General features: G+C 67.8%; 19 protein-coding genes. 11 read left to right on the top strand and 8 right to left on the bottom strand.

What is annotated here, in order from left to right; all coding sequences use genetic code 11:
• The first annotated feature begins 5 nt into the window (after positions 1 to 5).
• The 5 genes from rnpA (at position 6) to VG566_RS14935 (ending at position 7,610) form a co-directional block, all read left to right on the top strand.
• Complete coding sequence (gene rnpA / locus VG566_RS14955; RefSeq protein WP_080053031.1) at positions 6 to 500, top strand: ribonuclease P protein component; 495 nt, start codon at positions 6 to 8, stop codon at positions 498 to 500.
• A complete protein-coding gene (gene yidC / locus VG566_RS14950) occupies positions 500 to 2,215 on the top strand; it encodes a membrane protein insertase YidC (protein WP_241884707.1) in 1,716 nt (571 codons plus the stop codon). The genes rnpA and yidC overlap by 1 nt, the downstream gene beginning before the upstream one ends.
• Before the next feature lie 115 nt (positions 2,216 to 2,330).
• A complete protein-coding gene (locus VG566_RS14945; protein WP_241884708.1) occupies positions 2,331 to 5,003 on the top strand; it encodes a polysaccharide deacetylase family protein in 2,673 nt (890 codons plus the stop codon).
• Positions 5,004 to 5,006: 3 nt separating this feature from the next.
• Positions 5,007 to 6,356 carry a tRNA uridine-5-carboxymethylaminomethyl(34) synthesis GTPase MnmE gene (gene mnmE, locus VG566_RS14940; RefSeq protein WP_014648953.1) on the top strand — a complete coding sequence of 450 codons (1,350 nt, stop codon included), beginning with the start codon at positions 5,007 to 5,009 and terminating at the stop codon, positions 6,354 to 6,356.
• 147 nt (positions 6,357 to 6,503) lie between these two features.
• Entirely contained in the window at positions 6,504 to 7,610 is a 1,107-nt protein-coding gene (locus tag VG566_RS14935; protein WP_241884709.1) for a glycerophosphodiester phosphodiesterase, read from the top strand.
• Between the two features lie 153 nt (positions 7,611 to 7,763).
• Here the strand turns inward: VG566_RS14935 and VG566_RS14930 are convergent, their stop codons facing one another.
• Both VG566_RS14930 and VG566_RS14925 read right to left on the bottom strand, forming a co-directional pair.
• Positions 7,764 to 8,534, bottom strand: coding sequence for a rhomboid family intramembrane serine protease (locus VG566_RS14930; RefSeq protein ID WP_053494817.1), 771 nt, complete (start codon positions 8,532 to 8,534; stop codon positions 7,764 to 7,766).
• 106 nt (positions 8,535 to 8,640) lie between these two features.
• Positions 8,641 to 9,603 (bottom strand): TerC family protein, encoded by a 963-nt coding sequence (locus VG566_RS14925; protein WP_014648950.1) that lies wholly within the window; start codon positions 9,601 to 9,603, stop codon positions 8,641 to 8,643.
• A gap of 385 nt (positions 9,604 to 9,988) precedes the next feature.
• Here VG566_RS14925 and VG566_RS14920 point away from each other — a divergent pair, with 385 nt between their 5' ends.
• Both VG566_RS14920 and VG566_RS14915 read left to right on the top strand, forming a co-directional pair.
• Complete coding sequence (locus VG566_RS14920) at positions 9,989 to 11,158, top strand: class I SAM-dependent rRNA methyltransferase (protein ID WP_032958445.1); 1,170 nt, start codon at positions 9,989 to 9,991, stop codon at positions 11,156 to 11,158.
• Between the two features lie 135 nt (positions 11,159 to 11,293).
• Positions 11,294 to 12,535 carry a dipeptidase gene (locus VG566_RS14915; protein WP_241884710.1) on the top strand — a complete coding sequence of 414 codons (1,242 nt, stop codon included), beginning with the start codon at positions 11,294 to 11,296 and terminating at the stop codon, positions 12,533 to 12,535.
• 92 nt (positions 12,536 to 12,627) lie between these two features.
• Here the strand turns inward: VG566_RS14915 and VG566_RS14910 are convergent, their stop codons facing one another.
• Entirely contained in the window at positions 12,628 to 14,055 is a 1,428-nt protein-coding gene (locus VG566_RS14910) for an amino acid permease (RefSeq protein ID WP_049442542.1), read from the bottom strand.
• A gap of 175 nt (positions 14,056 to 14,230) precedes the next feature.
• On the bottom strand, positions 14,231 to 15,226 hold the full coding sequence (locus VG566_RS14905; RefSeq protein ID WP_241884711.1) for an aldo/keto reductase: 996 nt from the start codon (positions 15,224 to 15,226) through the stop codon (positions 14,231 to 14,233).
• Positions 15,227 to 15,347: 121 nt separating this feature from the next.
• On the opposite strand from VG566_RS14905, the gene VG566_RS14900 reads away from it, so the two are divergent.
• Positions 15,348 to 16,250, top strand: coding sequence for a LysR family transcriptional regulator (locus VG566_RS14900; RefSeq protein ID WP_032958441.1), 903 nt, complete (start codon positions 15,348 to 15,350; stop codon positions 16,248 to 16,250).
• A gap of 23 nt (positions 16,251 to 16,273) precedes the next feature.
• On the opposite strand, the gene VG566_RS14895 is transcribed toward VG566_RS14900, so the two are convergent.
• The 3 genes from VG566_RS14895 to VG566_RS14885 are packed head-to-tail and all read right to left on the bottom strand — an operon-like array spanning position 16,274 to position 18,321.
• Positions 16,274 to 16,708, bottom strand: coding sequence for a hypothetical protein (locus VG566_RS14895; RefSeq protein ID WP_032958439.1), 435 nt, complete (start codon positions 16,706 to 16,708; stop codon positions 16,274 to 16,276).
• Positions 16,705 to 17,334 carry a leucine efflux protein LeuE gene (leuE, locus tag VG566_RS14890; protein WP_005411716.1) on the bottom strand — a complete coding sequence of 210 codons (630 nt, stop codon included), beginning with the start codon at positions 17,332 to 17,334 and terminating at the stop codon, positions 16,705 to 16,707. Before leuE ends, VG566_RS14895 begins: the two co-directional genes overlap by 4 nt.
• A gap of 15 nt (positions 17,335 to 17,349) precedes the next feature.
• A complete protein-coding gene (locus tag VG566_RS14885; protein ID WP_032958436.1) occupies positions 17,350 to 18,321 on the bottom strand; it encodes a LysR family transcriptional regulator in 972 nt (323 codons plus the stop codon).
• Positions 18,322 to 18,412: 91 nt separating this feature from the next.
• Between VG566_RS14885 and VG566_RS14880 the strand changes: the two genes are divergently transcribed.
• Positions 18,413 to 19,420 carry a zinc-binding alcohol dehydrogenase family protein gene (locus VG566_RS14880; RefSeq protein WP_014648942.1) on the top strand — a complete coding sequence of 336 codons (1,008 nt, stop codon included), beginning with the start codon at positions 18,413 to 18,415 and terminating at the stop codon, positions 19,418 to 19,420.
• A 67-nt stretch (positions 19,421 to 19,487) separates the two neighbouring features.
• On the opposite strand, the gene VG566_RS14875 is transcribed toward VG566_RS14880, so the two are convergent.
• Complete coding sequence (locus VG566_RS14875) at positions 19,488 to 20,090, bottom strand: glutathione S-transferase family protein (RefSeq protein WP_032958433.1); 603 nt, start codon at positions 20,088 to 20,090, stop codon at positions 19,488 to 19,490.
• A gap of 55 nt (positions 20,091 to 20,145) precedes the next feature.
• Between VG566_RS14875 and rmuC the strand changes: the two genes are divergently transcribed.
• The gene (gene rmuC, locus VG566_RS14870) at positions 20,146 to 21,714 is read left to right on the top strand and encodes a DNA recombination protein RmuC (RefSeq protein ID WP_014648940.1); all 1,569 of its coding nucleotides are present in this window, start codon (positions 20,146 to 20,148) and stop codon (positions 21,712 to 21,714) included.
• A 61-nt stretch (positions 21,715 to 21,775) separates the two neighbouring features.
• The gene (locus tag VG566_RS14865; protein WP_241884712.1) at positions 21,776 to 22,165 is read left to right on the top strand and encodes a hypothetical protein; all 390 of its coding nucleotides are present in this window, start codon (positions 21,776 to 21,778) and stop codon (positions 22,163 to 22,165) included.
• Positions 22,166 to 22,208: the final 43 nt, after the last annotated feature.

The raw sequence follows: 22,208 nt of genomic DNA, 5'->3' as shown, positions 1-22,208 counted from the left end.
TTGCCATGCCGCACCCCGCGGCAGACGCAATCCCTTCGACAGTGAATACTGCAGACCCGCGCAAGCGATTCCCTCGCTCTGCGCGGGTTCGCACGCGTGCCGAATATTCAACGGTCTTCAACGGCGCCCGCCGTGTGTCCGATCCGCTGATGACCCTGCACTGGCTGCCGGCTGACCGGCCGGCCAGGCTGGGTCTGGCGGTTTCCCGCAAGGTTGATCCGAACGCCGTGGGGCGTAACCGGATCAAGCGCGTCCTGCGCGACATCCTGCGTCAGACACGTACCGAAATCCAGCCAGGCGACTTCGTCGTCGTGGCGCGTAGTGCTGCGCGTTCCGCCAGCAACGACGAGATCCGCCAGGCCTTCCTGCGCCTGCTGCGTCGCCTGCGTGCATTGCCCGCGCCGGGCGTGGACGGCACAATGCCGCCGCCTGATGGCATCGCAACTCCTTCTTTGACCGAGCCGGCATCGCGTCCCGGCCCCGCCGAGCCTGTCCGCTGATGAACCAGACCCGCGTATTCCTCATTTTTGCCTGGCTGATGGTGGCCGTGCTGCTGTGGATGGAGTGGAGCCGTGAAAAGGCTGCTCCGACCCCGGCACCGACGACCACGTCGGCCCCGGCTGCTGCACAGAGTGTTCCGGGCGCGACCCCGGGCAGCATCCCCAGCGCGCAGGTCCCGGGTGCGCCGGGCCAGGCCGCTGTGCAGGCCCAGGCCAGCGCCACCCCGGCCAGCCAGCGCGTGACCGTCACCACCGACGTGCTGCGCCTGGTGCTGGACGGCGGCCGTGTGCTGGATGCCGAGCTGCTGCAGTTCCCGCAGACCAAGGACGAAGGCAGCCCGCCGGTTCGCCTGCTGACCGAAGACCCCGCGCATCCGTACAGCGCGATCAGCGGCTGGGCCAGCGAAGACAAGAACAGCCCGGTTCCCGGCGCTGACGGCTTCAAGCTGGTCGGTGATACCAAGGACTTCGTGCTGGCCAAGGGCCAGAACGAACTGCAGATCCCGTTCGTGTGGACCGCCGACAACGGCGTGACCATCAAGCGCACCCTGACCGTCTCGCGCAACGAGTACGCCGTGCGCTTCAAGGACGAAGTCAGCAACGCCGGCGCCGCACCGTGGAACGGCTACGTCTACCGCACCCTGGACCGCACCCCGACCATCCTGTCGCGGAGCATGACCAACCCGGATTCGTTCAGCTTCAACGGCGCCACCTGGTACGACAACGACAAGAAGTACCAGCGTCGTGCGTTCAAGGATTACCTGGACGACGGCGCACTGAACCAGAACATCACCGGCGGCTGGCTGGCGATGCTGCAGCACCACTTCTTCACCGCCTGGATCCCGCAGAAGGACCAGACCGCGCACTACGTGCTGTCGCAGGTGGCCGGTCGTGACCTGATTGAAGCGCGTGGCCCGGCCTTCACCGTGGCCCCGGGCCAGTCCACCAGCACCGAGGCCCGCCTATGGGTCGGCCCGAAGCTGGTCAACCTGATCGCCAAGGAAGACGTGCCGGGCCTGGACCGCGTGGTCGACTACAGCCGCTTCTCGATGATGGCGGTGATCGGCCAGGGCCTGTTCTGGGTGCTGAACCAGGTGCACAAGCTGGTCGGCAACTGGGGCTGGGCGATCGTCGGCCTGGTGGTGCTGCTGAAGCTGGTGCTGTACCCGCTGTCGGCGACCCAGTACAAGAGCGGTGCCAAGATGCGCCGCTTCCAGCCGCGCATCGCGCAGCTGAAGGAACGCTATGGCGATGACCGCCAGAAGTTCCAGACCGCGATGATGGAGCTGTACAAGAAGGAAAAGATCAATCCGATGGGCGGCTGCCTGCCGATCCTCATCCAGATGCCGATCTTCTTCGCCCTGTACTGGGTGCTGGTGGAATCGGTCGAACTGCGCCAGGCGCCCTGGTTCGGCTGGATCCAGGACCTGACCGCACGCGACCCGTACTTCATCCTGCCGGTCATCAACGTGGCAGTGATGTGGTTCACCCAGAAGCTGACCCCGGCACCGGGCATGGACCCGATGCAGCAGAAGATGATGCAGTTCATGCCGCTGGTGTTCGGCGTCATGATGGCCTTCATGCCGTCCGGCCTGGTCCTGTACTGGGTGGTCAACGGTGGCCTGGGCCTGCTGCAGCAGTGGTGGATGACCAAGCGCCATGGCGGCGAGCCGGTTGCGGCCACGACCGCTCCGGCCCCGGTCAAGAAGAAGTAATCGGTAGAGCCGGCCGCTGGCCGGCTGACCCCAGCAAAAGCCCGCCGCAAGGCGGGCTTTTCGCATGCGGCGTTAGAATCGCCGGCACACCGTTCCTCCCACCTTCGAGTCCGCCATGCCGCGTGCGTCGTCGTTCCGCCTGTTCCTGCCCTCGCTGTTGTTGACCCTGGTTGTTGCCGGCTGCGGCGACAAGGACGCGAAGGCGCCGGCGACCACCGTCACCCAGCCAAGCGCGCAGGCCGCGGCCGCCGCCGATCCGGCCGCCGCGCCGTTGCTGGCGGCGCTGCAGAAGCAGCTCGACGGCTACCGCCGGATCATCGTGCTGCTGGCAGACGAGGAACAGCAATCGGCCGCCGACCGCGTCACCTCCACGCGTGTGGGCCAGCAGCTGTTCCACGATGGCCTGGAACAGCGCACGGCGATCGCCGCGCAGTTCGACACCCTGCTGCGCGGCTCCAGCCCGCAGCGCTTCGCCACCCTCGGCACCGTGCTGGACTACATCGAGTCGGCGCCGGAACTGTTCGACGCCGACCGCCTGGCCTTCCGCGAAGTGCTGCGTGATCTGCATGAGCGGGTCGGCACTGATTCGTCGCTGCCGGCGGTCAAGCTGCACCAGCGCATCGGCGAGGACCTGGAGGCACTCGACGAGATCGAGCGAAACTACAACCAGGAACTGACCCGCATCTTCAGCCGCTTCGAGCGCACCCGTGCCATCGAGCTGAAGCGTGAGAAGTGGGACGACTACATCGCCCACCTGCACAAGGACTACAGCCGCGAAGCGATCCTGCGCGACTACGGCGTGATCGAGCCCTACCCGATGTCGATGAAGGACAGCGACCGCGAGATCTTCGGCCGCGACCTGCCGGCCAAGACCGTGGTGCTGACCTTCGACGATGGCCCGCACAAGGCCTATACCGATGAAGTGGTGGCCATCCTCAAGCGCTACGACGTGCCGGGCGTGTTCTTTGAAGTGGGCCGCAACCTTGGCAAGGTCGAGGCCGATGGCAAGGTCAGCCTCGGCCCGATGGCGAAGATCAGCCGCAACCTGATGGAAGAGGGCTATGCGGTCGGCAACCACAGCCTGACCCACGCTCAGCTGTCGCGCACCACCGGTGACGCGCTGCGCCAGCAGGTGCTCGACACCGACACGCTGCTGAAGGATGTCGACAGCAAGCGCGCGCCGCTGTTCCGTTTCCCGTATGGCGCGCGCAATGCCGAAGGCCTGCAGCTGCTCAACGAGGCCGGGCTGAAGTCGATCATGTGGAACATCGACTCGATGGACTGGGCCGACCCGGTACCGGAATCGATCGTGCAGCGCGTGCTAGACCAGGTGAACAAGGAACAGCGCGGCATCATCCTGTTCCACGACATCCACGATCGTGCGGTGAAGGCGCTGCCGCAGATCCTCGACCGGCTGATCGCCGATGGTTACCAGTTCGCCGGCTGGAACGGCCGTGACTTCACTGTCGCCCGTGCGCGCAAGGGTGAAGCCGGTGCCGCCACGGTCACCACCGGCTACGAGAAGTCCTGGGCGATCGTGGTCGGCATCGACAACTATGCCAAGTGGCCGAAGCTGGAGTACGCCAGCCACGACGCGCAGGCGGTGGCCGATACCCTGACCGGGCAGTTCGGCTTCCCGTCCTCGCAGGTGATCGTGCTGAAGAACGAGCAGGCGACCCGCAACAACATCCTCGCGGCCTTCCACGATCGCCTGGCCGATGACCGCACCGGCAAGAACGACCGCGTGTTCGTGTTCTTCGCCGGCCATGGCGCGACCCGCCAGCTCGCTTCCGGGCGCGACCTGGGCTACATCATTCCGGTCGATTCGGACCCGAAGGAATTCGCCACCGACGCCATCGCGATGACCGACATCCAGAACATTGCCGAGAGCATGCAGGCCAAGCATGTGATGTTCGTGATGGATGCCTGCTACAGCGGCCTGGGCCTGACCCGCGGTGGGCCGTCGTCGTCGTCGTTCCTGCGCGAGAACGCGCGTCGCAGCGCGCGGCAGATGCTGACCGCCGGTGGTGCCGACCAGCAGGTAGCCGATGCTGGCCCCAACGGCCATTCGGTGTTCACCTGGGTGCTGTTGCAGGCGCTGGCCGGCAAGGGCGACCTCAACGGCGACGGCCTGATCACCGGTACCGAGCTGGCCGCCTACGTGGCGCCGGCCGTATCGGCGGTCTCGCACCAGACCCCGGCCTTCGGCAGCCTGCCCGGTTCGCAGGGCGGCGAGTTCGTGTTCCAGGTGCCGGACAGCCAGGAATTCCTCAACGCCGATACGCGCCAGCTGACCGCCGATGCGATCGCGCTGAACAACAAGGTGGATGCGGCCAGCGAGGCCAAGGGCAGCCAGGCGCCGGTGACGGTGGCCGACCTGCAGGGTGGCAAGGCCAAGCTGGTGGTGCCCACCGCTGGCCCGGCGTCCGACCGCCAGCGCGCGCAGCAGGCCAACGACCGCGGCCTGCAGCTGTACCGCGAGAAGCAGTACGACGAGGCAGCCGCGCAGTTCGCCGAAGCGCTGAAGCTGCGTCCTGATTTCGCCCAGGCCGCCAACAACCTCGGCTTCGTCTACTACCGCCAGCAGCGCTATGCAGAAGCCGCGCGCTGGCTGGAGAACACGCTGAAGATCGACCCGTCGCGCGCGGTGGCCCATCTGAACCTGGGCGATGCCTACTTCAACGCCGGCGACAAGGCCAAGGCGAAGCAGGCCTACACCACCTACCTGGCGCTGCAGCCGCAGGGCAGTGGCGCGGCCCAGGCGCGCGCGCAGCTGGAGAAGCTCTGAGCCATGAACGACGCGATCCGCACCGACACCATCGTGGCCATCGCCAGCGCCCCCGGCGCCGGCGGTGTCGGCCTGTTGCGCCTGTCCGGTCCGCGCGCTGCGGCGATTGCCAATGCGCTGGGGGCGCCTGCACTGCGCCCGCGCCACGCGCACTACGCGCGCCTGCGTGATGCCGACGGCGAGGTCATCGACGATGGCATCGTGCTGTGGTTCCCGGCACCGAACAGTTTCACCGGCGAAGAGGTGGTGGAACTGCAGGGCCATGGCAGCCCGGTGCTGCTGCAGCAGCTGGTCGCGCGCTGCATCGCGCTCGGTGCGCGCCAGGCGCGGCCGGGTGAGTTCAGCGAACGGGCGTTCCTCAACGGCAAGCTGGACCTGGCCCAGGCCGAGGCCATCGCCGACCTGATCGCCGCGGGCGACAACCGTGCCGCACGCGCGGCGCGTCGTTCACTGGATGGCGTGTTCTCGCGCCGCATCGATGCGGTGGTCGAGCAGCTGGTGCTGCTGCGCATCCACGTGGAAGCGGCCATCGACTTCGCCGACGAACCGCTGGATACCCTCGGTGGCGCGCAGGTACGGCGTGGGCTGGAACAGGCGCGCAGCGATCTGGCCATTCTGCGCCGCGATGCCGAACGCGGCCGTCGCCTGCGCGATGGCCTGCACGCGGTGCTGATCGGTCCGCCCAATGCCGGCAAGAGTTCACTGCTCAACGCGCTGGCCGGCAGCGAACGCGCCATCGTCACCGACATCGCCGGCACCACCCGCGACACCCTGCGCGAAACCATCCGCCTGGATGGCCTGGAGCTGACCCTGGTCGACACCGCCGGCCTGCGCGACGGCGGCGACGCCATCGAACGCGAAGGCATGCGCCGCGCCCACGTGGAAATCGAGCGCACCGACCTGGCGCTGATCGTGCTGGATGCGCGCGATCCGGCGGCCGGTGAAGCGGCGCTGGGCGAGGCCGTGGCCGCGGTACCGCACAAGGTCTACATCCACAACAAGTCGGATCTGCTGGCGGCGTTGCCGTCGCTGGCTGATCCGGATCGGGTGTTCGTTTCGGCCGCCACCGGCGCCGGGCTCGACGATCTGCATGCGCGCCTGCGTTCGATTGCTTCGGCCGGTGCCGGTGAGCAGGTGGACGGCGAGTTCTCCGCGCGCACGCGCCACGTGGATGCGATTGAACGCGCGCAGGAACATGCGCAGCGCGCCGATGGCGAGCTGGCGCACGAGCACCTGGAGCTGGCCGCCGAGGAACTGCGGCTGGCCCACGATGCGCTGGGTGAGATCACCGGGCAGATGAGTGCCGATGATCTGCTGGGGAGGATCTTCTCCAGTTTCTGCATCGGCAAGTAACACGGGGTCAGATCCCCAAAGGGGCTCTGACCCTGCACGGTTCCGCCACGGGGTCGGAGCCCCTGCGGGGATCCGACCCCAGGTCCCCCACCTGTCACATTGCCGCCGCATACTGACGCCCATCACATACCGCTTGGGGAAGTCGCAGTGAAGTCGTGGGGTTGTGCGTTGCTGTTGTCGCTGGCCGTGGCACCATCGGTGGCCATGAGTGCTGAATCCTCCACCCCGGCCGTGCCCAAGGTGTCGGTCTACGGCCATCGCGGGGCAAGCGCACTGCTGCCCGAGCACACCCTGGCCTCGTATGCGCAGGCCATCGCCGATGGCGCCGACTACATCGAACCGGACCTGGTGATGACCCGGGACGGGGTGATGGTGGCCCGTCACGAGAACGAGATCGGCGGCACCACCGACGTCGCCTCGCATCCGGAGTTCGCCAGCCGCCGCACCCGCAAGGTGATCGATGGGCAGCAGGTCGAGGGCTGGTTCACCGAGGACTTCACCCTGGCCGAGCTGAAGACCCTGTACGCCCGTGAGCGCCTGCCGGAACTGCGCAGCACCGCCTACGACGGCCAGTTCCGCATCGCCAGCCTGGATGAGATCCTGGCCTTCCTGGTGCAGCAGGCCGGGCGCGCCAACCGTGGCATCGGCCTCGTGCCGGAGATCAAGCACCCGACCTATTTCCAGTCCATCGGCCTGCCGATGGAAGACAAGCTGCTGGCCGCGCTGCGTGGCAACGCGTACACCAATGTCGGCCCGGTCACGATCCAGTCGTTCGAGACCGCCAACCTGCGCTACCTGCATGGCAAGATCGGCCGGGGCAGCAACATCCGCCTGCTGCAGCTGCTGTGGAAGGGCGATACCCAGCCGGCCGACATCGCCAAGGCCGGCGGCACGCTGACCTACGCACAGATGATGACCCCGGCCGGGCTGAAGGACATCGCCGGCTACGCCGATGGCATCGGCCCCGAGCTGCGTTCGATCATTCCGCTGGATGCGAAGGGTGCGCTGGGCACGCCGACCGCGCTGGTACGTGATGCGCATGCGGCCGGCCTGATGGTGATTCCGTACACTTTCCGCCCGGAGAACCATTTCCAGCCCAGCAACCTGCGCAAGGGCGCCGACAACGCGCGCAACGTCGAAGGCTCGATCGCCGAGATGCGCGCCTACCTGGCGACCGGCATCGATGCCTTCTTCACCGATGATCCGGCGCTGGGCCGGCAGGCGGTGGATGGGATGGGCACAGCGGGGAACTGAGCGATCAACGCGCCGGGCATGGCCCGGCGCTACCCGGGGGCCGGTGTGCTCTGGTAGGTGCCAACCTTGGTTGGCACGCAACAACCGCGCCGACCAAGGTCGGCCACTACCGGTTCATGAGGTTGCCGGCCAGTGGCCGGCACGACCGTCACCTCAACCGCGCGGCTCGTCCGGGCGGCGGAACGGGATCACCACGTAGTCCTGGCCCTCGCGCGGCTGCCACAACACCGGCACGCGCTGCGGAGACGGCGGCTCCAGCTCGTCGTCGGCCAGCGGCTCGGCCTCGTCTTCTTCGTCTTCCCAGCTGTAGCGCTGGCGCGGCGGCACCGGATCGGCGTTGCGGAACAGCAGCGCGGCGATGATGCCGGCGAAGGCGCCGCCCATGTGCGACTGCCAGGACACGCCATCGGCATGCGGCAGGATCGTCATCAGCATGCCGCCATAGAACAGCATGCCGATCAGGCCGGTGGCGATTGCCGCACGGTCGCGGCGCAGCAGGCCGAGGCTGGCCAGCAGGAACATCAGGCCGTGGGTCACGCCACTGGCACCCAGGTGCACGCTGCCCGGATTGCCCAGCATCCACGCGCCGAGGCCCGAACCCAGCCACAGCAGGGGCAGGGCGCGCACGGTGGCTTTGGGATACACACTGCCGGCCAGGGTGCCGAGGATCAGGATGGCGATGCTGTTGGCGGCGATGTGCTCGACCGAGGCATGCAGCATCGGGCCGCCGATCAGGCCGAGCAGGCCCTTGGCTTCCAGCGGCGCAACCGCCCACGGTCGCCAGTCGAACGTGCCCTGCAGGGCGAACACGGCCACCAGCACCAGCACGGCCGCCAGGCTGACATTGAACGCCCGCAGGATGCGCGAGCGGTCATTGCGGGGGGCCGGCACGTCGCCGGCGGGCAGGGGCGTGTTGTTGTCCATACCTCAGCAATGGCGGTGGCTGGCGCGAAACCAAGGCCACTGTTGCGGGAGAGTGGGTGCGGCCGGCGGGACAATCCCGCCGGCCGCGTCTTCCCACCGCCCAGGCTCAGGCGTGGCCCGAGCCTTCCTTCGGCGGGTACTTCAGGCTCAGCACCACGGTGGCGGCGATGATCACCGCGACCACGCCCAGCGACACCGGGGTCGGGATCTTGAACAGGTCGATGATCATCATCTTGATGCCGATGAAGGCCAACACCAGCGCCAGGCCGTACGGCAGCAGGTGGAAGCGGTCGGCCATGCCGGCCAGCAGGAAGAACATCGCACGCAGGCCCAGCACCGCGAACACGTTGGAGGTGAGCACGATGAACGGGTCGGTGGTGATCGCGAAGATCGCCGGGATGCTGTCCACGGCGAAGATCACGTCGGTGACCGCGATCAGGATCAGCACCGCGAACAGCGGGGTGAACCAGCGCACGCCATCGCGCTTCACGCTCAGCGCATTGCCGGCGTAGTCCGGCAGCAGGCGCAGGTGCTTGCGCATCCAGCGCAGGGCGGGGTTGGTTTCCAGATCCGGTTCCTGGCCGGCGGCGAACCACATCTTCCAGCCGGTGAACAGCAGGAAGGCGCCGAACACGTAGAGCAGCCAATGGAACTGGCTGATCAGCACGCTGCCGGCGAAGATCATGATCGTACGCAGCACGATCGCACCCAGGATGCCGATGATCAGCACCTTCTGGCGCTGCTCCTCCGGTACTGCGAAGTAGCTCATGATCATCAGGAACACAAAGATGTTGTCGACCGCCAGCGCCTTCTCGACCAGGTAGCCGGTCAGGAATTCGAGGCCGACCTTGTTGGCCACCACCTGGCCGGCGGTCTCATTCAGGTAGTACCAGAGGCCGGCGTTGAACAACAGGGCCAGCGCGACCCAGCCGATCGACCACCACAGGGCTTCCTTGAAGGTGACCTTGTGCGGTCCACCATGGCGCATCAACACGAGGTCGACCAGCAGGGCGATGACCACCACCGCTGCGAAGCCGCCCCACAACCACACGTTACCGATCGTCTGCATTGGGAATGTCCGTTGGAAAGATGAATGCCAGGCCGGACGGCGAGGATCTGCAACGGAGGATCGGGAGGGGGATCCAGGGACAGAGCTTCGCCAGTACGGCGAAGGTCTCGCTCGCAGTTCCAGTCGGCTGGAACTGCCGTTGCACCGGAGCCTGCGGGCTCGAAATGACGGCGACAACGTCTGGGAGCTACTCCCCTTCTGGCGCCGATTCTGCCGTCTGGCTGGGCCGCCGTCAAATGGGGAAGAGGGGTCGGATCCCCGTAGGGGCTCTGATCCCATTCCCGAGCCCGTTCCGGCCTGGTGGGTGCCAACCTTGGTTGGCACGCCGGCGGGGGTCAGAGCCCCTGCGGGGATCTGACCCCGGCGCCCGGTTTACAATGGGTGGATGAATACCCCCCTTCCGATTGTCCGCCTCAAGAATGCGTGGCGCTCCAGCCACCCGTGGATCTTCCAGAAACTGGTCGAGAAGCCGACCGTCCGGCCCAAGCCCGGTTCCATCGTCGACGTGGTCGGCATTGATGGCGAGTTCATTGGCCGCGGGTTCTACAACGGGCATTCGCGCATTGCCGTGCGCATCCTTGAGACCGACCAGAACGTGCCGGTGGATGCCGGCTGGTTCTCGCGCAAGATTGCCCAGGCGGTGTCACTGCGCCGTGAGGTGCTCAAGCTCGACGCGGTCTCCGACGCCTGGCGCGTGGTGCACAGCGAAGGCGACGGCCTGTCCGGCCTGGTGGTGGATCGCTACGGCGACCTGGTGGTGGTCGAATTCTTCGCCGCCGGCATGTTCCGCCACCGCGAGTGGATCTACGACGCCCTGCGCGAGCAGTTCCCGGGTTGCCGCTTCCACAGCTTCGCCGATGAGCACGTGCAGAAACAGGAAAGCTTCGATTTCCACGGCAATACCACCACCGAAGCGTCGGTGATCACCGAGTACGGCATCAAGTTCCGCGCCGACCCGGCCGGTGCGCACAAGACCGGCTTCTTCGCCGACCAGCGCGAGAACCGCGAGTGGCTGAGCCAGCAGGTGGAAGGCAAGCGCGTGCTGGACCTGTGCTGCAACACCGGCGGTTTTGCGGTGTACGCGGCGGCGCGAGGCGCCTCGGAAGTGGTCGGCATCGACATCGATGAAGACGTCATCCAGATCGCCAAGGGCAATTCGCGCCTGAACAACGTGCGCCCGAAGTTCGTCCAGTCCGACATCTTCCCGTGGCTGCGTGATGCGGCCAATCGTGGCGAGCAGTACGACGTGGTGATCCTGGACCCGGCGAAGATGACCCGCGACCGCGACCAGGTCATCACTGCGCTGAAGAAGTATCTGGACATGAACAAGCTGGCGCTGGGCGTGGTCAAGCCGGGCGGCCTGTTCGCCACGTTCTCCTGCACCGGCCTGGTGGCCGAGGACCAGTTCCTCGACATGCTGCGCCGCGCGGCGTATTTCTCCGGCCGCACGATCCAGATCCTGAAGGTGGCCGGCGCCGGTCCGGACCACCCGTTCATGGCCCACGTGCAGGAATCGCGTTACCTGAAGGCCGTGTTCTGCCGCGTGGTGGACTGACCGCGTCACTGCCGATCTCTGTAGAGCCGAGCCCACGCTCGGCTGATCTGTCTGGCAGCCGAGCATGGGCTCGGCTCTACAAAAAGGCCGGGTGCAGCGCTATGGTCGGGCTCTTCCCATTGCCGGTGAGAGCCCATGCCATCGTTGCGCCACCTGTCCGTCGTGCTCGCCGTGGCGCTGTGCGCGCCGCTGTCGGCTCATGCCATCGAGTTCAGCGCCGAGGAACTGGCCCGTGCCAAGGCGCTGCAGCAGCGCCTGGTCACGCTCGACAGCCATCTGGATACGCCGGCAAATTTCGGCCGGACCGGCTTCGACATCGAGCAGCGCCACGACCGCAACGCGCTTTCGCAGGTGGACTACCCGCGCATGGTCGAAGGTGCGCTCGATGGCGGTTTCTGGGCGATCTACACCGACCAGGGCGATCGCAGCGCAGCGGCCCACCTGGCCGAGCGTGACCACGGCCTGCAGCGACTGCTGGAAATCCGCGAGATGCTGGCGGCCAATCCCGCGCGCTTCGCGCTGGCACTGACCGCCGATGATGCGGCGCGGATCAAGGCCGCCGGCAAGCGCGTGGTCTACATCAGCATGGAAAATGCCAGCCCGCTGGTGGAAGACCCCAGCCTGCTCTCGTTCTACCACCGTGCCGGCCTGCGCCTGCTCAGTACCGTGCACTTCGCCAACAACGAGTTCGCCGATTCGGCCACCGACCCCAAGGGCGCGGAGTGGAAGGGCCTGAGCCCGGCCGGCAAGGAACTGGTGCGGCAGGCGGTGAAGCTGGGCATCGTGATCGACCAGTCACATGCCTCGGACGCGGTGTTCGATGACCTGCTGGCGATGATGCCGGTGCCGTTCGTGCTGTCGCACAGCTCGGCCAAGGCGGTCTACGACCATCCGCGCAATCTGGATGACGCGCGGCTGCGCAAGCTGGCCAAGGCCGGCGGCGTGATCCAGGTGAACGCCTATGGCGGCTACCTGATCGACACCGCGAAGACGCCCGAGCGCACGCAGGCCGAAGAAGCGCTGAGCAGGCAGCTGGGCGGCTGGGAAGGGATGGGCATCGAGCAGGGCGTGGCCCTGCTGAAAGCCGAACAGGCACTGGACCATGAACACCCCGTGCGGCATGCCAGCCTGGACGACTTCTTCGCCCACTTCGAGCACATCCTCACGGTGGTCGGCCCCGAGCACGTGGGCATCGGCCTGGACTGGGATGGCGGCGGTGGCCTGAGTGACCTGCCCGATGTCAGCCAGCTGCCGAAGATCACCGCCTGGCTGCTGCGCAAGGGCTATACCGAGCAGCAGATTGCCGGCATCTGGGGCGGCAACCTGCTGCGGGTGATGCGCCAGGCGCAGGATTACGCCGCAAAGCAGGGCGGTTGACCGCCCTGTGGTAGTGCCGGCCGCTGGCCGGCATTGCCCGTATCAACAGGATGAGAGGTGCCGGCCCGCGGCCGCCACTACCGGTGATCCGGTTATTTCGCGATCAGTGCGTGGCGGCGGCTGTACAGGAAGTACAGCACCAGGCCGGCCACGTTCCACAGCAGGAAGTACAGCTGGGTGCTGTGCGGCAGGCTGAGGAACAGGTAGATGCAGCCCAGCGCGGCCAGCGGGCCGACCACGAAAGCAGCCGGCGTACGGAAGCTGCGCTCGCGGTTCGGTTCGCGCAGGCGCAGCACCACCAGGCAGACGCCCACGGCAGTGAACGCGGCCAGGGTACCGGCATTGGCCAGCGCGGCGATCTCGTCCAGGCGGGCCACGCCGGCCAGCGCCGACACCACCACCGCAGTGAACAGTGTGGTCGCCACCGGCGTGCCGGTACGCGCGTTGACCTTGGACAGGCCACGCGGCAGCAGGCCGTCGCGGCTCATCACGAAGAAGATGCGGCTCTGGCCGTACAGGAAGGCCAGCAGCACGGTCGGCAGCGCGATGATCGCAATCACGCCGATCACCATCGCCGCTGTCGGATGGCCCAGCTGGCGCATGATCAGCGCCAGCGGCTCGGCGCTGTGCCCGAACACGGCGTAGCTCATCGCACCCACTGCGGCCAGCGCCACCAGCACGTAGACAATGGTGCAGCCGATCATCGAACCGATGATGCCGATCGACAGGTCACGGCCCGGGTTCTTGGTCTCCTCCGCAGCAGTGGAGATCGCATCGAAGCCGTAGAAGGCGAAGAAGATGATCGCCGCTGCCGCCATCACGCCGTGCTCGACGCCATCGGGGCCCATCGACTTGGCAAAGCCATACGGCATGAACGGCTGCAGGTTGGCGCTGTCGAACGCAGGCAGGGCCACGGCCACGAAGATCGCCAGCGCGATCAGCTTGAACACCACCAGGATGGCATTGAGCGTGGCGCTTTCCTTGGTCCCGGCCATCAGCATGCCGGCCACCAGCCAGGTGATGATGATCGCCGGCAGGTTGATCATGCCGCCTTCCACGTGCGGGCCGGCTGCCAGCCAGGCCGGCAGGTGCACGTTCCAGCCGAACTGGGTGTGGACCCATTCGAGGAAGCCGACGAAGTAGCCGGACCAGCCCACCGCCACCGTACTCACCACCAGCGAGTACTCCAGGATCAGGCTCCAGCCCACCACCCAGGCGAACACCTCGCCCAGCGCACTGTAGCTGTAGGTGTAGGCGCTGCCGGCGGCCGGCATCATCGTCGACAGCTCGGCATAGGACAGCGCCGCACAGGCGCAGACCGCACCGGCGATGGCGAAGGAGATCAGCACGGCCGGGCCGGCCAGGTTGGCACCGACGCCGATCAGCGTGTAGATGCCGGTGCCGACGATGGCACCGATGCCCAGTGCGATCAGGTGCGGCCAGCTGAGCGTCGGGATCAGACGCCTGCCGGCTTCGTGGACGGTGACGGAATCTAGGGACTTGCGCCGGAACAGGGACATGCAGGCCTCGGAAGGGGTGACTAAGAACGACAAGTTCCCGAGTGTGACCGAACGCAGCGCAGCATTACCACTGACGGGGGTCATGCATGGCGGGGCGCGCGCTGCACCCCAGCCACGCTGCCGGAATCGGCACAATCCGGCGGTAGCCACCGGTGTGCGTTCGTCCCGGCCGCTGCTACGACTCGATGTTGGCCATGCCGCTGACCGAATAGCGTTCGCCGGCCGCGGCATGCAGCGGGAAGGCCGCATCCAATGCGTCCAGCGTGGCCGCATCCAGTTCCACCTGCAGTGCAGCGAGGTTCTCGTCCAGCCGTGCCCGCCGCGTCGTGCCCGGGATCGGCACGATGTGCCCGCCGCGCGACAGCACCCAGGCCAGCGCCAGCTGCGAGGCAGCGATGCCGCGCTCGGCGGCCAGCGCCTGCACGGTATCCACCAGTGCCAGGTTGCGCTGGAAGTTTTCGCCTTCGAAGCGGGGCGAGGTGCGCCGGTAATCGTCGGCGTCGAAGTCGTCCGGGCTGCGGATGGCGCCGGTCAGGAAGCCACGGCCCAGCGGCGAATACGGCACGAAGCCGATGCCCAGCTCCGCCGTGGTGACCAGCACTCCGTTCTGCTCCGGCTCGCGCGACCACAGCGAGTACTCGCTCTGCACCGCCGTGATCGGGTGCACCGCATGGGCGCGGCGGAGGGTGGCCGCCGAGGCCTCGGACAGGCCCAGCCAGCGCACCTTGCCCTGTTCCACCAGGCGTGCCATCGCACCCACGGTGTCCTCGATCGGCACGGTCGGGTCGACGCGGTGCTGGTAGTACAGGTCGATGTGGTCCACGCCCAGGCGGCGCAGGCTGGCCTCGCAGGCGGCCTGCACATAGTCCGGGTGGCCGTTGATCTGCCGCGCCTTCGGGTCAGCCGGGTCCAGGCCGATGCCGAACTTGCTGGCCAGGAACACCTGGTTGCGGCGGCCGGCAATCGCGCGACCGACCAGCACCTCGTTGGTGTGCGGGCCATACACATCGGCGGTGTCGAGCAGGGTCACGCCACGGTCCAGCGCGTGCCGGATGACGGCAATGCCGTCATCGTCACTGCCGCGGCCGCCGTAGTACGCGCTCATGCCCATGCACCCCAGGCCGAGGGCGGACACGGTGGGGCCGGCGGGGCCGAGAGTACGGGTCTTCATGTGGATCTCCTTGGGGAAGGCGCCACGTCTGGATGGGCAGTGGCGAGGGGCACAGCATCCTCCACGCCATCATGTGGATAAACTGCGTGTCACCGGACTTACCTTGAAGGCTGCCTTCACAATGGATGCCTCCGTCCCGCTCACTGCTGTGGTCGCTTTCGTCCACGTGGCCGAGCACGCCAGCTTTACCCGCGCCGCCGATGCCCTGGGTGTGTCGACCTCGGCGCTGTCGCAGAGCGTGCGCGCGCTGGAAGCGCGGATGGGCGTGCGGCTGCTGCAGCGGACCACGCGGCGGGTCAACCTGACCGAGCACGGCGCGCGTTTCCTGCAGCGCGTGCGCGGCGGCCTGGACCAGATCGACCAGGCATTTGCCGAACTGGACAGCGCGCGCTCGGTGCCTGCCGGGCGGCTGCGCGTGACCCTGCCGCGCATCGTCGCCGATCGCATGGTGCTGCCGCGGCTGCCCGACTTCCTTGCGCGTTACCCGCAGGTGCAGGTGGAACTGTGCGTCGACCCCGCGCTGACCGATCTGGTGGCCGAGGGCTTCGACGCCGGCATCCGCCTGGGCGAATCACTCGCACAGGGCATGATCGCGGTGCCGGTCGGGCCACCCGAGCGGCAGGTGGTGGTAGCCACGCCGGCCTATTTCGAACGCCATGGCGTGCCGCAGACCCCGCATGACCTGCAGGGCCACGCCTGCATCGTGCACCGGTTGGCCAACGGCCGGCTGATGCCCTGGGAGTTCAGCCGCGACGGCCACGACCTGGACGTGCAAGTGAGCGGGCGGCTGGTGTTCAACGATGCCGGCGTCGCCCATGGTGCCGTGCTGGCGGGTCTGGGAATGGCCCAGGGCTTCGCCTCGTTGATGGCCGACGACATCAACGCTGGGCGACTGCAGAGCGTGCTGCAGGACTGGCAGCCGCCATTCCCCGGCTTCCACCTGTACTACCCCGCGCGTGAGCAGATGGCGCCCAAGCTGCGGGTGTTCATCGACCACCTGCGCGCGGAGATGCACGACCGGTAGATGCCAACCTTGGTTGGCATGCTTCAATCGACCACGCGCGCCGCTACGCCTCCCGGCCAATGGCAGCCATCCTCCTGCCACGCCTCGCCGTCATCGTGGAAGGTGGTGCGACGGCCATCACGGGCGCGTTCGTAGCTCAGATCCAGTACCAGCGCGCCCTGCGTGCTCAGCAGGTAGCGGCCGTTGAGGCGCCCGTCGATGCGCTCTTCCCACACGCTGTCGAACTGGTACGGGCGGTCTTCGTCCAGCGCCGTCGTTTCCTGCGACACCCGTTGCAGCTGCAGGCGGCCGCGCTGCCCGGCGTACTGCACGTCGGCGCTTCCATCGTCCAGCCAGCGCCACAGCAGGTGGATGCCGTCGTTGCGACCGCCCGTCAGGCAGCGATGGTCCTGCACGCTGGCCGCTGCGGTGTCGGCCAGAAGCCCGATGAGCACCAGCACCAGCACGCGCCGGATCATCCGTTCAACCCCAACCGGATGCCGAACCCCACCAGGAACAGGCCGGCCACGCGGCGCAGCGCATCGCTGATCCGCGGGTGCTGGATCAACCGGCGGCGGGCCAGGTTGCCCACGCCGATCAGCATCGAGCAGTAGGCGATGCTGACCACCAGGATGATGCCGGCCAGCGCGGCGAAGGTGGCGATGCCCTGGTGCGCCTTCGGATCGATGAACAACGGCAGGAAGGCCATGTAGAACAGGATCGCCTTCGGGTTGAGCAGGCTGACCAGGATCGCCTGCTGGAAGTAGCGGCCGGGTTGCATGCGGATCGGGCCGGCGTCGCCGCCCTCGTGCTTGGGCGTGCGCAGCAGGCTGATGCCGACCCACACCAGGTAGGCCGCGCCGAGGTACTGCACGGCGTGGAATACCAGAGGATTGGCCTTGAGCAGCGCCGCCACGCCGGCCAGCGCCAGCCACATCAGGATCTGGTCGCCGACCAGCAGGCCGGCCAGTGCGGTGTAGCCGCCGCGCACGCCGCCACGGCCGGTGGCAGTCAGCAGCGTGAAGGTACCGGGACCGGGCAGGGCGAGAAACACCAGCACGGCGACCAGAAACGTCCACAGGTCCTGGATGCCCATCCACGGCATGGCGGTGCTCTTCTGTTACGGGGGGCCGCCATTGTCGGCCAGCGCTGCGGCGGGCGACAGGGGGCCGGTGGGGCCAACCGGCATCCCGGACAGCAGCGGTTGCAGGTGCTGGCGCAGCTGCGCGTGCAGCTGCCGCACGGCGGGTGAGAACTGCTTGCGATGCGGGCACACCAGCTGCAGCGGGATGCTGCTGCCAACGCCGTCCAGCAGCACCTGCAGGCGCCCGGCCTGCACATCCTCGCGCAGGTCCAGCCAGGACTTGTAGGTGATGCCTTCGCCGGCCACGGCCCAGCGCCGCACCACGTCGGCGTCGTCGCAGACCAGCGGGCCGCGTACCGGAACCACGCTGCGGCGCCCGTCCACCTCGAACGACCAGCGATCGTAGGCGCGGCCATTGAGTTGATAGACCAGGCAGTCGTGCTCGCGCAGATCCTCCAGGCGCGTGGGCGGGCCACGCCGCTGCAGGTAGCCGGGTGAGGCGGCCAGCACGCGCCGGTTGCCTTCCAGCAGGGGCAGGGCTACGTAGTTGGCGTCATCGAAGTGGCCGATGCGGATGGCCACGTCGACCGGTTCGCGGAACACGTCGGCGACCTCGTCGGACAGGCGCAGGTGCAGGCGCAGCCGCGGGTGCGCGGCGCGGAACGCGCTCAGCCAGGGCAGCAGCAGGTTGCGGCCGAAGTCCGACGGCGCCGACAGCTGCAGCGTGCCGTGCAGCTCGGTGTCCTCGCCCTGCACGCGGGCCTGGCCTTCGCGCAGGGTGGCCAGCACCTCCTGCGCATACGGCAGGTAGAGCGCGCCCTCGCCGGTCAGGCGCAGGCTGCGGGTCGTGCGCACGAACAGGCGCAGGTCCAGCTCGCGCTCCAGCCGTGCCACCGCCGCAGCGACCTGCCCCGGCAGCAGGTCGGCCTCGCGGGCGGCCTGCGAGAAGCTGCCCAGCGCGGCAGTGCGGACGAACAGCTGCAGATCGTCGAAGCGGATCATCTTCATCGCCAGAGTGAAAGTGCTGCCCGATTCTGCGCCTTTCCGAGGGAGCGCGCGCGGCGCAACCTGTCGCCTCCTTCCCCACTGGACCGCTGCCATGCGCGCCATTGCCTATACCCACGCCGGCCTGCCGATCGATGATGCCCGGGCCCTGATCGACATCGAACTGGAGCTGCCGCAGCCCGGCCCCCGCGACCTGCGCGTGGCGGTACGCGCGGTGGCGGTGAACCCGGTCGACACCAAGGTCCGCCGCGGCGTGGCCACCGATGGCCCGCGCGTACTGGGCTGGGATGCGGTCGGCATCGTCGACGCGGTGGGCAGCGAGGTGACCCTGTTCCAGCCCGGCGACGCGGTCTACTACGCCGGCGTCATCGACCGCCCGGGCAGCAATGCCGAGTACCAGCTGGTGGACGAGCGCAGCGTCGGGCGCAAGCCGGCCAGCCTCGATGATGCCGCCGCCGCGGCGCTGCCATTGACTGCAATCACCGCCTGGGAGCTGCTGTTCGACCGCCTGCGCATCCCCGAGGGTGGTGGCGAGGGCCAGACCCTGCTGGTGATCGGTGCTGCCGGTGGTGTCGGTTCGATCCTGGTGCAGCTGGCGCGGAAGCTGACCAGGCTGACCGTGATCGGCACCGCCTCGCGTCCGGATACCCAGGACTGGGCATACGCAATGGGCGCGCACCACGTGATCGACCACCGCCTGCCGCTGGCCGAGGGACTGGCGCGGCTCGGCATCAGCGAAGTGCAGCATGTGGCCAGCCTGACCCACTCCGACCAGTACTACGCGCAGATCGTGGAACTGCTGGCGCCGCAGGGCCAGCTGGGGCTGATCGATGATCCTGGCCAGGTGGACGTGATGGCGCTCAAGCGCAAGGCGTTGTCACTGCACTGGGAGTCGATGTTCACCCGGCCGCTGTACCGCACCGCCGACATGCAGCGCCAGCACGACCTGCTGAACCGTGTGGCCGAGCTGATCGACACGGGCGTGCTGCAGACCACGCTGGGCGAGCACTTCGGGCGCATCGACGCGGCCAACCTGCGGCGCGCCCACGCGCTGCTGGAGAGCCACCGCGCCAAGGGCAAGATCGTGCTGGAAGGCTGGTAAGGCCGGGTCGTTCCCGCACCCTTGGGGTCAGATCCCTTTGCCCCGGGAAAGGGATCCGACCCCTGCCTCAGGCCACGCCGTTGTCGACGTGTTCGGCGAAACCGGGCTGCTGGCGCAGGCGCTCGAACCAGGCGCCCACGTGTGCCAGCGCCGGCTTGTGGCCCGGTGTGCTGCGCCAGCGCTGGGTCGACAGCCCGAGCACGATGTCGGCGAGGGTGAAGGTGTTGCCAGCGGCGTAGCCGCCAGCGGCCAACTGGGCATCAAGCACGCCCATCAAGCCGTTCCACTGGACCAGGCTGGCCTCGGCGCGGGCATCGTCCGGGTAGTCCGGATGCTGGCGCACGCGTGCCATGAACACGTGCCGCCAGGCACTGTTGAGGTCGCTGGCCTGCCAGTCCATCCATTGTTCGACCCGCGCACGATCCTGTGCCGCGCGGGGCAGCAGGTCATCACGGCCAGCGCGTACGGCCAGGTAGCGGCAGATGCTGTTGGATTCCCACAGCACGAAGCCGCCATCGCGCAGCACCGGCACCTGCCGGTTCGGGTTCAGTGTGGCCAGCAGGTCCGTCGGCGGCGCTGGCTCGTGGTGAAGTGGCAGGTCGAGGCCGGCGCACAGCCAGAGCACCTTGCGCACGTTGATGGAGGTGGGTTTTCCGTACAGAGCGAGCATGGGGGCTTCCGGGGCAGACCGACCCAGCCTAGCGCAGCGGGGCTAAACTGATCGCATGAATATCGAAGTCCTCATGATCCTGGCAGTGGTCCTGCTGCTGGCGACCCTGGTCGCGCTGGTGCTGCTGTGGCGTCGCAGTGCTGGCGGTGCACCCTCCGACGAACTGCAGCGGCTGCTGGACAGCGAACGCGAACAGCATCGCCTCGCCCTGGTCGATGCCGGCCAGCTGCGCGGCCGCCTCGATGCGCTGAGCGCTGAACTGGAGAACGAACGGAGCCGCAGCCAGCAGCACGCACAGGCCGTCACTACGCTGACCGCCCGGGTGGAGCGCGAAGCAGCGCTGTCGGCCAGTCGCGAAGCACAGCTGGCCGAACGTGAAGCGGCCCTGGCGCAGGCGCGCGCTGCCGTTGCGGAGACCAGCAGCGAGCTGCAGCAGGCGCAGCAGCGCTACCAGCAGTTGCACGGTGAACATGCCCGCGCGGTGGCCAATCTGCAGCACTCCGAACGGGCCAGTGCCGAACTGCGCAGCTATCTTGATACCGCCAAGGAAAAGCTGTCGGGCGCCTTCGCCGAACTGGCGGGCAAGGTGTTCGACGAACGCGGACAGCAGTTCGAGAAGAACGTGCGGCAGGCGACAGTGCAGTCACGCGCGGACATCGAGGGGCTGCTCAAGCCGTTCGCCGACAAGCTGGGCGATTTCCGCACCCGCGTCGATACGCTGTATGGCGAGGAAGCGCGGCAACGCGCCAGCCTGCTGGGTGCGGTGGGCGAACTGAAGACGCTCAACCAGGACATGGCGGCGCAGGCATCGGCGCTGACGAATGCGCTGAAGGGCAATGCCAAGGTCCGCGGCGACTGGGGCGAGCTGATGCTCGACAACGTGCTGCGCGGATCGGGGCTGGAAGAGGGCGTGCACTACCAGCGGCAGAAGCATGCCGTGGATGACGAAGGTGCGCGCCTGCGACCGGACGTGGTGGTGCAGTTCCCCGACGAACGCAGCGTGGTGATCGACAGCAAGGTGAACCTGATCGCCTGGCAGGAAGCCATGAATGCCACTACCCCGGAGCAGTCGGAAGACGCGTTGCGCAGGCACGCGGTTGCGCTGCGCCAGCACGTTAAGGACCTGGGCGAGAAGAATTATCCGAAGGCGTTGGGCAGCGAGACGCTGGACATCACCATCGCCTTCGTTCCCATCGAGGGTGCCTTGTCAGCCGCACTGGGCGCCGATGGCAGCCTGCAGGCGTTCGCCTTCGACAACCGCGTGGTGTTCGCCTCGCCCAACACCCTGATGGCGCTGCTGCGCGTGGCCGAGCGCCTGTGGACGCGCGACAAGGTGCAGAAGCAGGCGTTGAAGATCAGCGAGGCCGGCGGTCTGGTGCTGGACGCCCTGACCGGGTTCCTGCAGGACTTCACCGCCATGGGCAAGAAGCTGGACGATGCCGGCAAGGCCTACGCCGATGCGCGCAATCGCCTGATCGATTCGCCGCAGTCGGCCATCAGCCGCGCCCGTCGGCTTGCCGAACTGGGCAGCAAGGCCAAGCGCGCGCTGCCCCCGGAGCTGACCCCGGACCCGATGCAGCAGCTGGGCGCGCCGGAGGACGACGAGGACGGCAATGCGGGTTGACACGTCCCGTGCACCTGCGCCTGGCTATGCTGGGCACCCTGAGTCCGTGGCGGGTATCGACATGCGCATGCGCTCCTGTGCCGTTCTTGTCCTGGCTGCGTTGCTGGCTGCGTGCAGCAGCACGCCCCCGGTCGCCGACACGACTACGGCCGCTCCTGCGCCGGAAGCCAGCGAGGCCTACCGCGAAGCACGTGACGTCGACTGCCAGGCCGCTGGCGGCACGCTGCAGCGGCTCGGCCGCCTGCAGCGCGAGCAGTGCGTGATTCCCTATGCGGACGCCGGCAAGGCCTGCAGCCGCAAGAGCGACTGCACGGGCCAGTGCCTGGCCGGAGCCGAGGTGGCCGCCGGCAGTGCCGCCACCGGTACCTGCCAGCGTGATGTGCGCCAGAACTTCGGGTGCCGCCAGCGCATCGATGATGGCAAGGCGCAGGGCACGATCTGCGTGGACTGAATCCTGCCTGTAGAGCCGAGCCCACGCTCGGCTGCCATACCAT

It is taken from the genome of Stenotrophomonas sp. CASM114 (assembly GCF_049384325.1).
GTDB lineage: Bacteria > Pseudomonadota > Gammaproteobacteria > Xanthomonadales > Xanthomonadaceae > Stenotrophomonas > Stenotrophomonas muris.
Note: the sequence above shows the minus strand (reverse complement) of the source record. Positions and strands in the feature narration are given on the sequence as shown.

What these genes read in the sequence shown, in the direction of transcription:
- VG566_RS14905 (WP_241884711.1), bottom strand. Translation starts at nt 15,226, where the DNA reads ATGAAGACCCGTACTCTCGGCCCCGCCGGCCCCACCGTGTCCGCCCTC.
- VG566_RS14910 (WP_049442542.1), bottom strand. Translation starts at nt 14,055, where the DNA reads ATGTCCCTGTTCCGGCGCAAGTCCCTAGATTCCGTCACCGTCCACGAA.
- VG566_RS14895 (WP_032958439.1), bottom strand. Translation starts at nt 16,708, where the DNA reads ATGATCCGGCGCGTGCTGGTGCTGGTGCTCATCGGGCTTCTGGCCGAC.
- VG566_RS14880 (WP_014648942.1), top strand. Translation starts at nt 18,413, where the DNA reads ATGCGCGCCATTGCCTATACCCACGCCGGCCTGCCGATCGATGATGCC.
- leuE (WP_005411716.1), bottom strand. Translation starts at nt 17,334, where the DNA reads ATGCCGTGGATGGGCATCCAGGACCTGTGGACGTTTCTGGTCGCCGTG.
- VG566_RS14945 (WP_241884708.1), top strand. Translation starts at nt 2,331, where the DNA reads ATGCCGCGTGCGTCGTCGTTCCGCCTGTTCCTGCCCTCGCTGTTGTTG.
- yidC (WP_241884707.1), top strand. Translation starts at nt 500, where the DNA reads ATGAACCAGACCCGCGTATTCCTCATTTTTGCCTGGCTGATGGTGGCC.
- VG566_RS14915 (WP_241884710.1), top strand. Translation starts at nt 11,294, where the DNA reads ATGCCATCGTTGCGCCACCTGTCCGTCGTGCTCGCCGTGGCGCTGTGC.
- rmuC (WP_014648940.1), top strand. Translation starts at nt 20,146, where the DNA reads ATGAATATCGAAGTCCTCATGATCCTGGCAGTGGTCCTGCTGCTGGCG.
- mnmE (WP_014648953.1), top strand. Translation starts at nt 5,007, where the DNA reads ATGAACGACGCGATCCGCACCGACACCATCGTGGCCATCGCCAGCGCC.
- VG566_RS14925 (WP_014648950.1), bottom strand. Translation starts at nt 9,603, where the DNA reads ATGCAGACGATCGGTAACGTGTGGTTGTGGGGCGGCTTCGCAGCGGTG.
- VG566_RS14875 (WP_032958433.1), bottom strand. Translation starts at nt 20,090, where the DNA reads ATGCTCGCTCTGTACGGAAAACCCACCTCCATCAACGTGCGCAAGGTG.
- VG566_RS14920 (WP_032958445.1), top strand. Translation starts at nt 9,989, where the DNA reads ATGAATACCCCCCTTCCGATTGTCCGCCTCAAGAATGCGTGGCGCTCC.
- VG566_RS14885 (WP_032958436.1), bottom strand. Translation starts at nt 18,321, where the DNA reads ATGAAGATGATCCGCTTCGACGATCTGCAGCTGTTCGTCCGCACTGCC.
- VG566_RS14930 (WP_053494817.1), bottom strand. Translation starts at nt 8,534, where the DNA reads ATGGACAACAACACGCCCCTGCCCGCCGGCGACGTGCCGGCCCCCCGC.
- VG566_RS14900 (WP_032958441.1), top strand. Translation starts at nt 15,348, where the DNA reads ATGGATGCCTCCGTCCCGCTCACTGCTGTGGTCGCTTTCGTCCACGTG.
- rnpA (WP_080053031.1), top strand. Translation starts at nt 6, where the DNA reads ATGCCGCACCCCGCGGCAGACGCAATCCCTTCGACAGTGAATACTGCA.
- VG566_RS14865 (WP_241884712.1), top strand. Translation starts at nt 21,776, where the DNA reads ATGCGCATGCGCTCCTGTGCCGTTCTTGTCCTGGCTGCGTTGCTGGCT.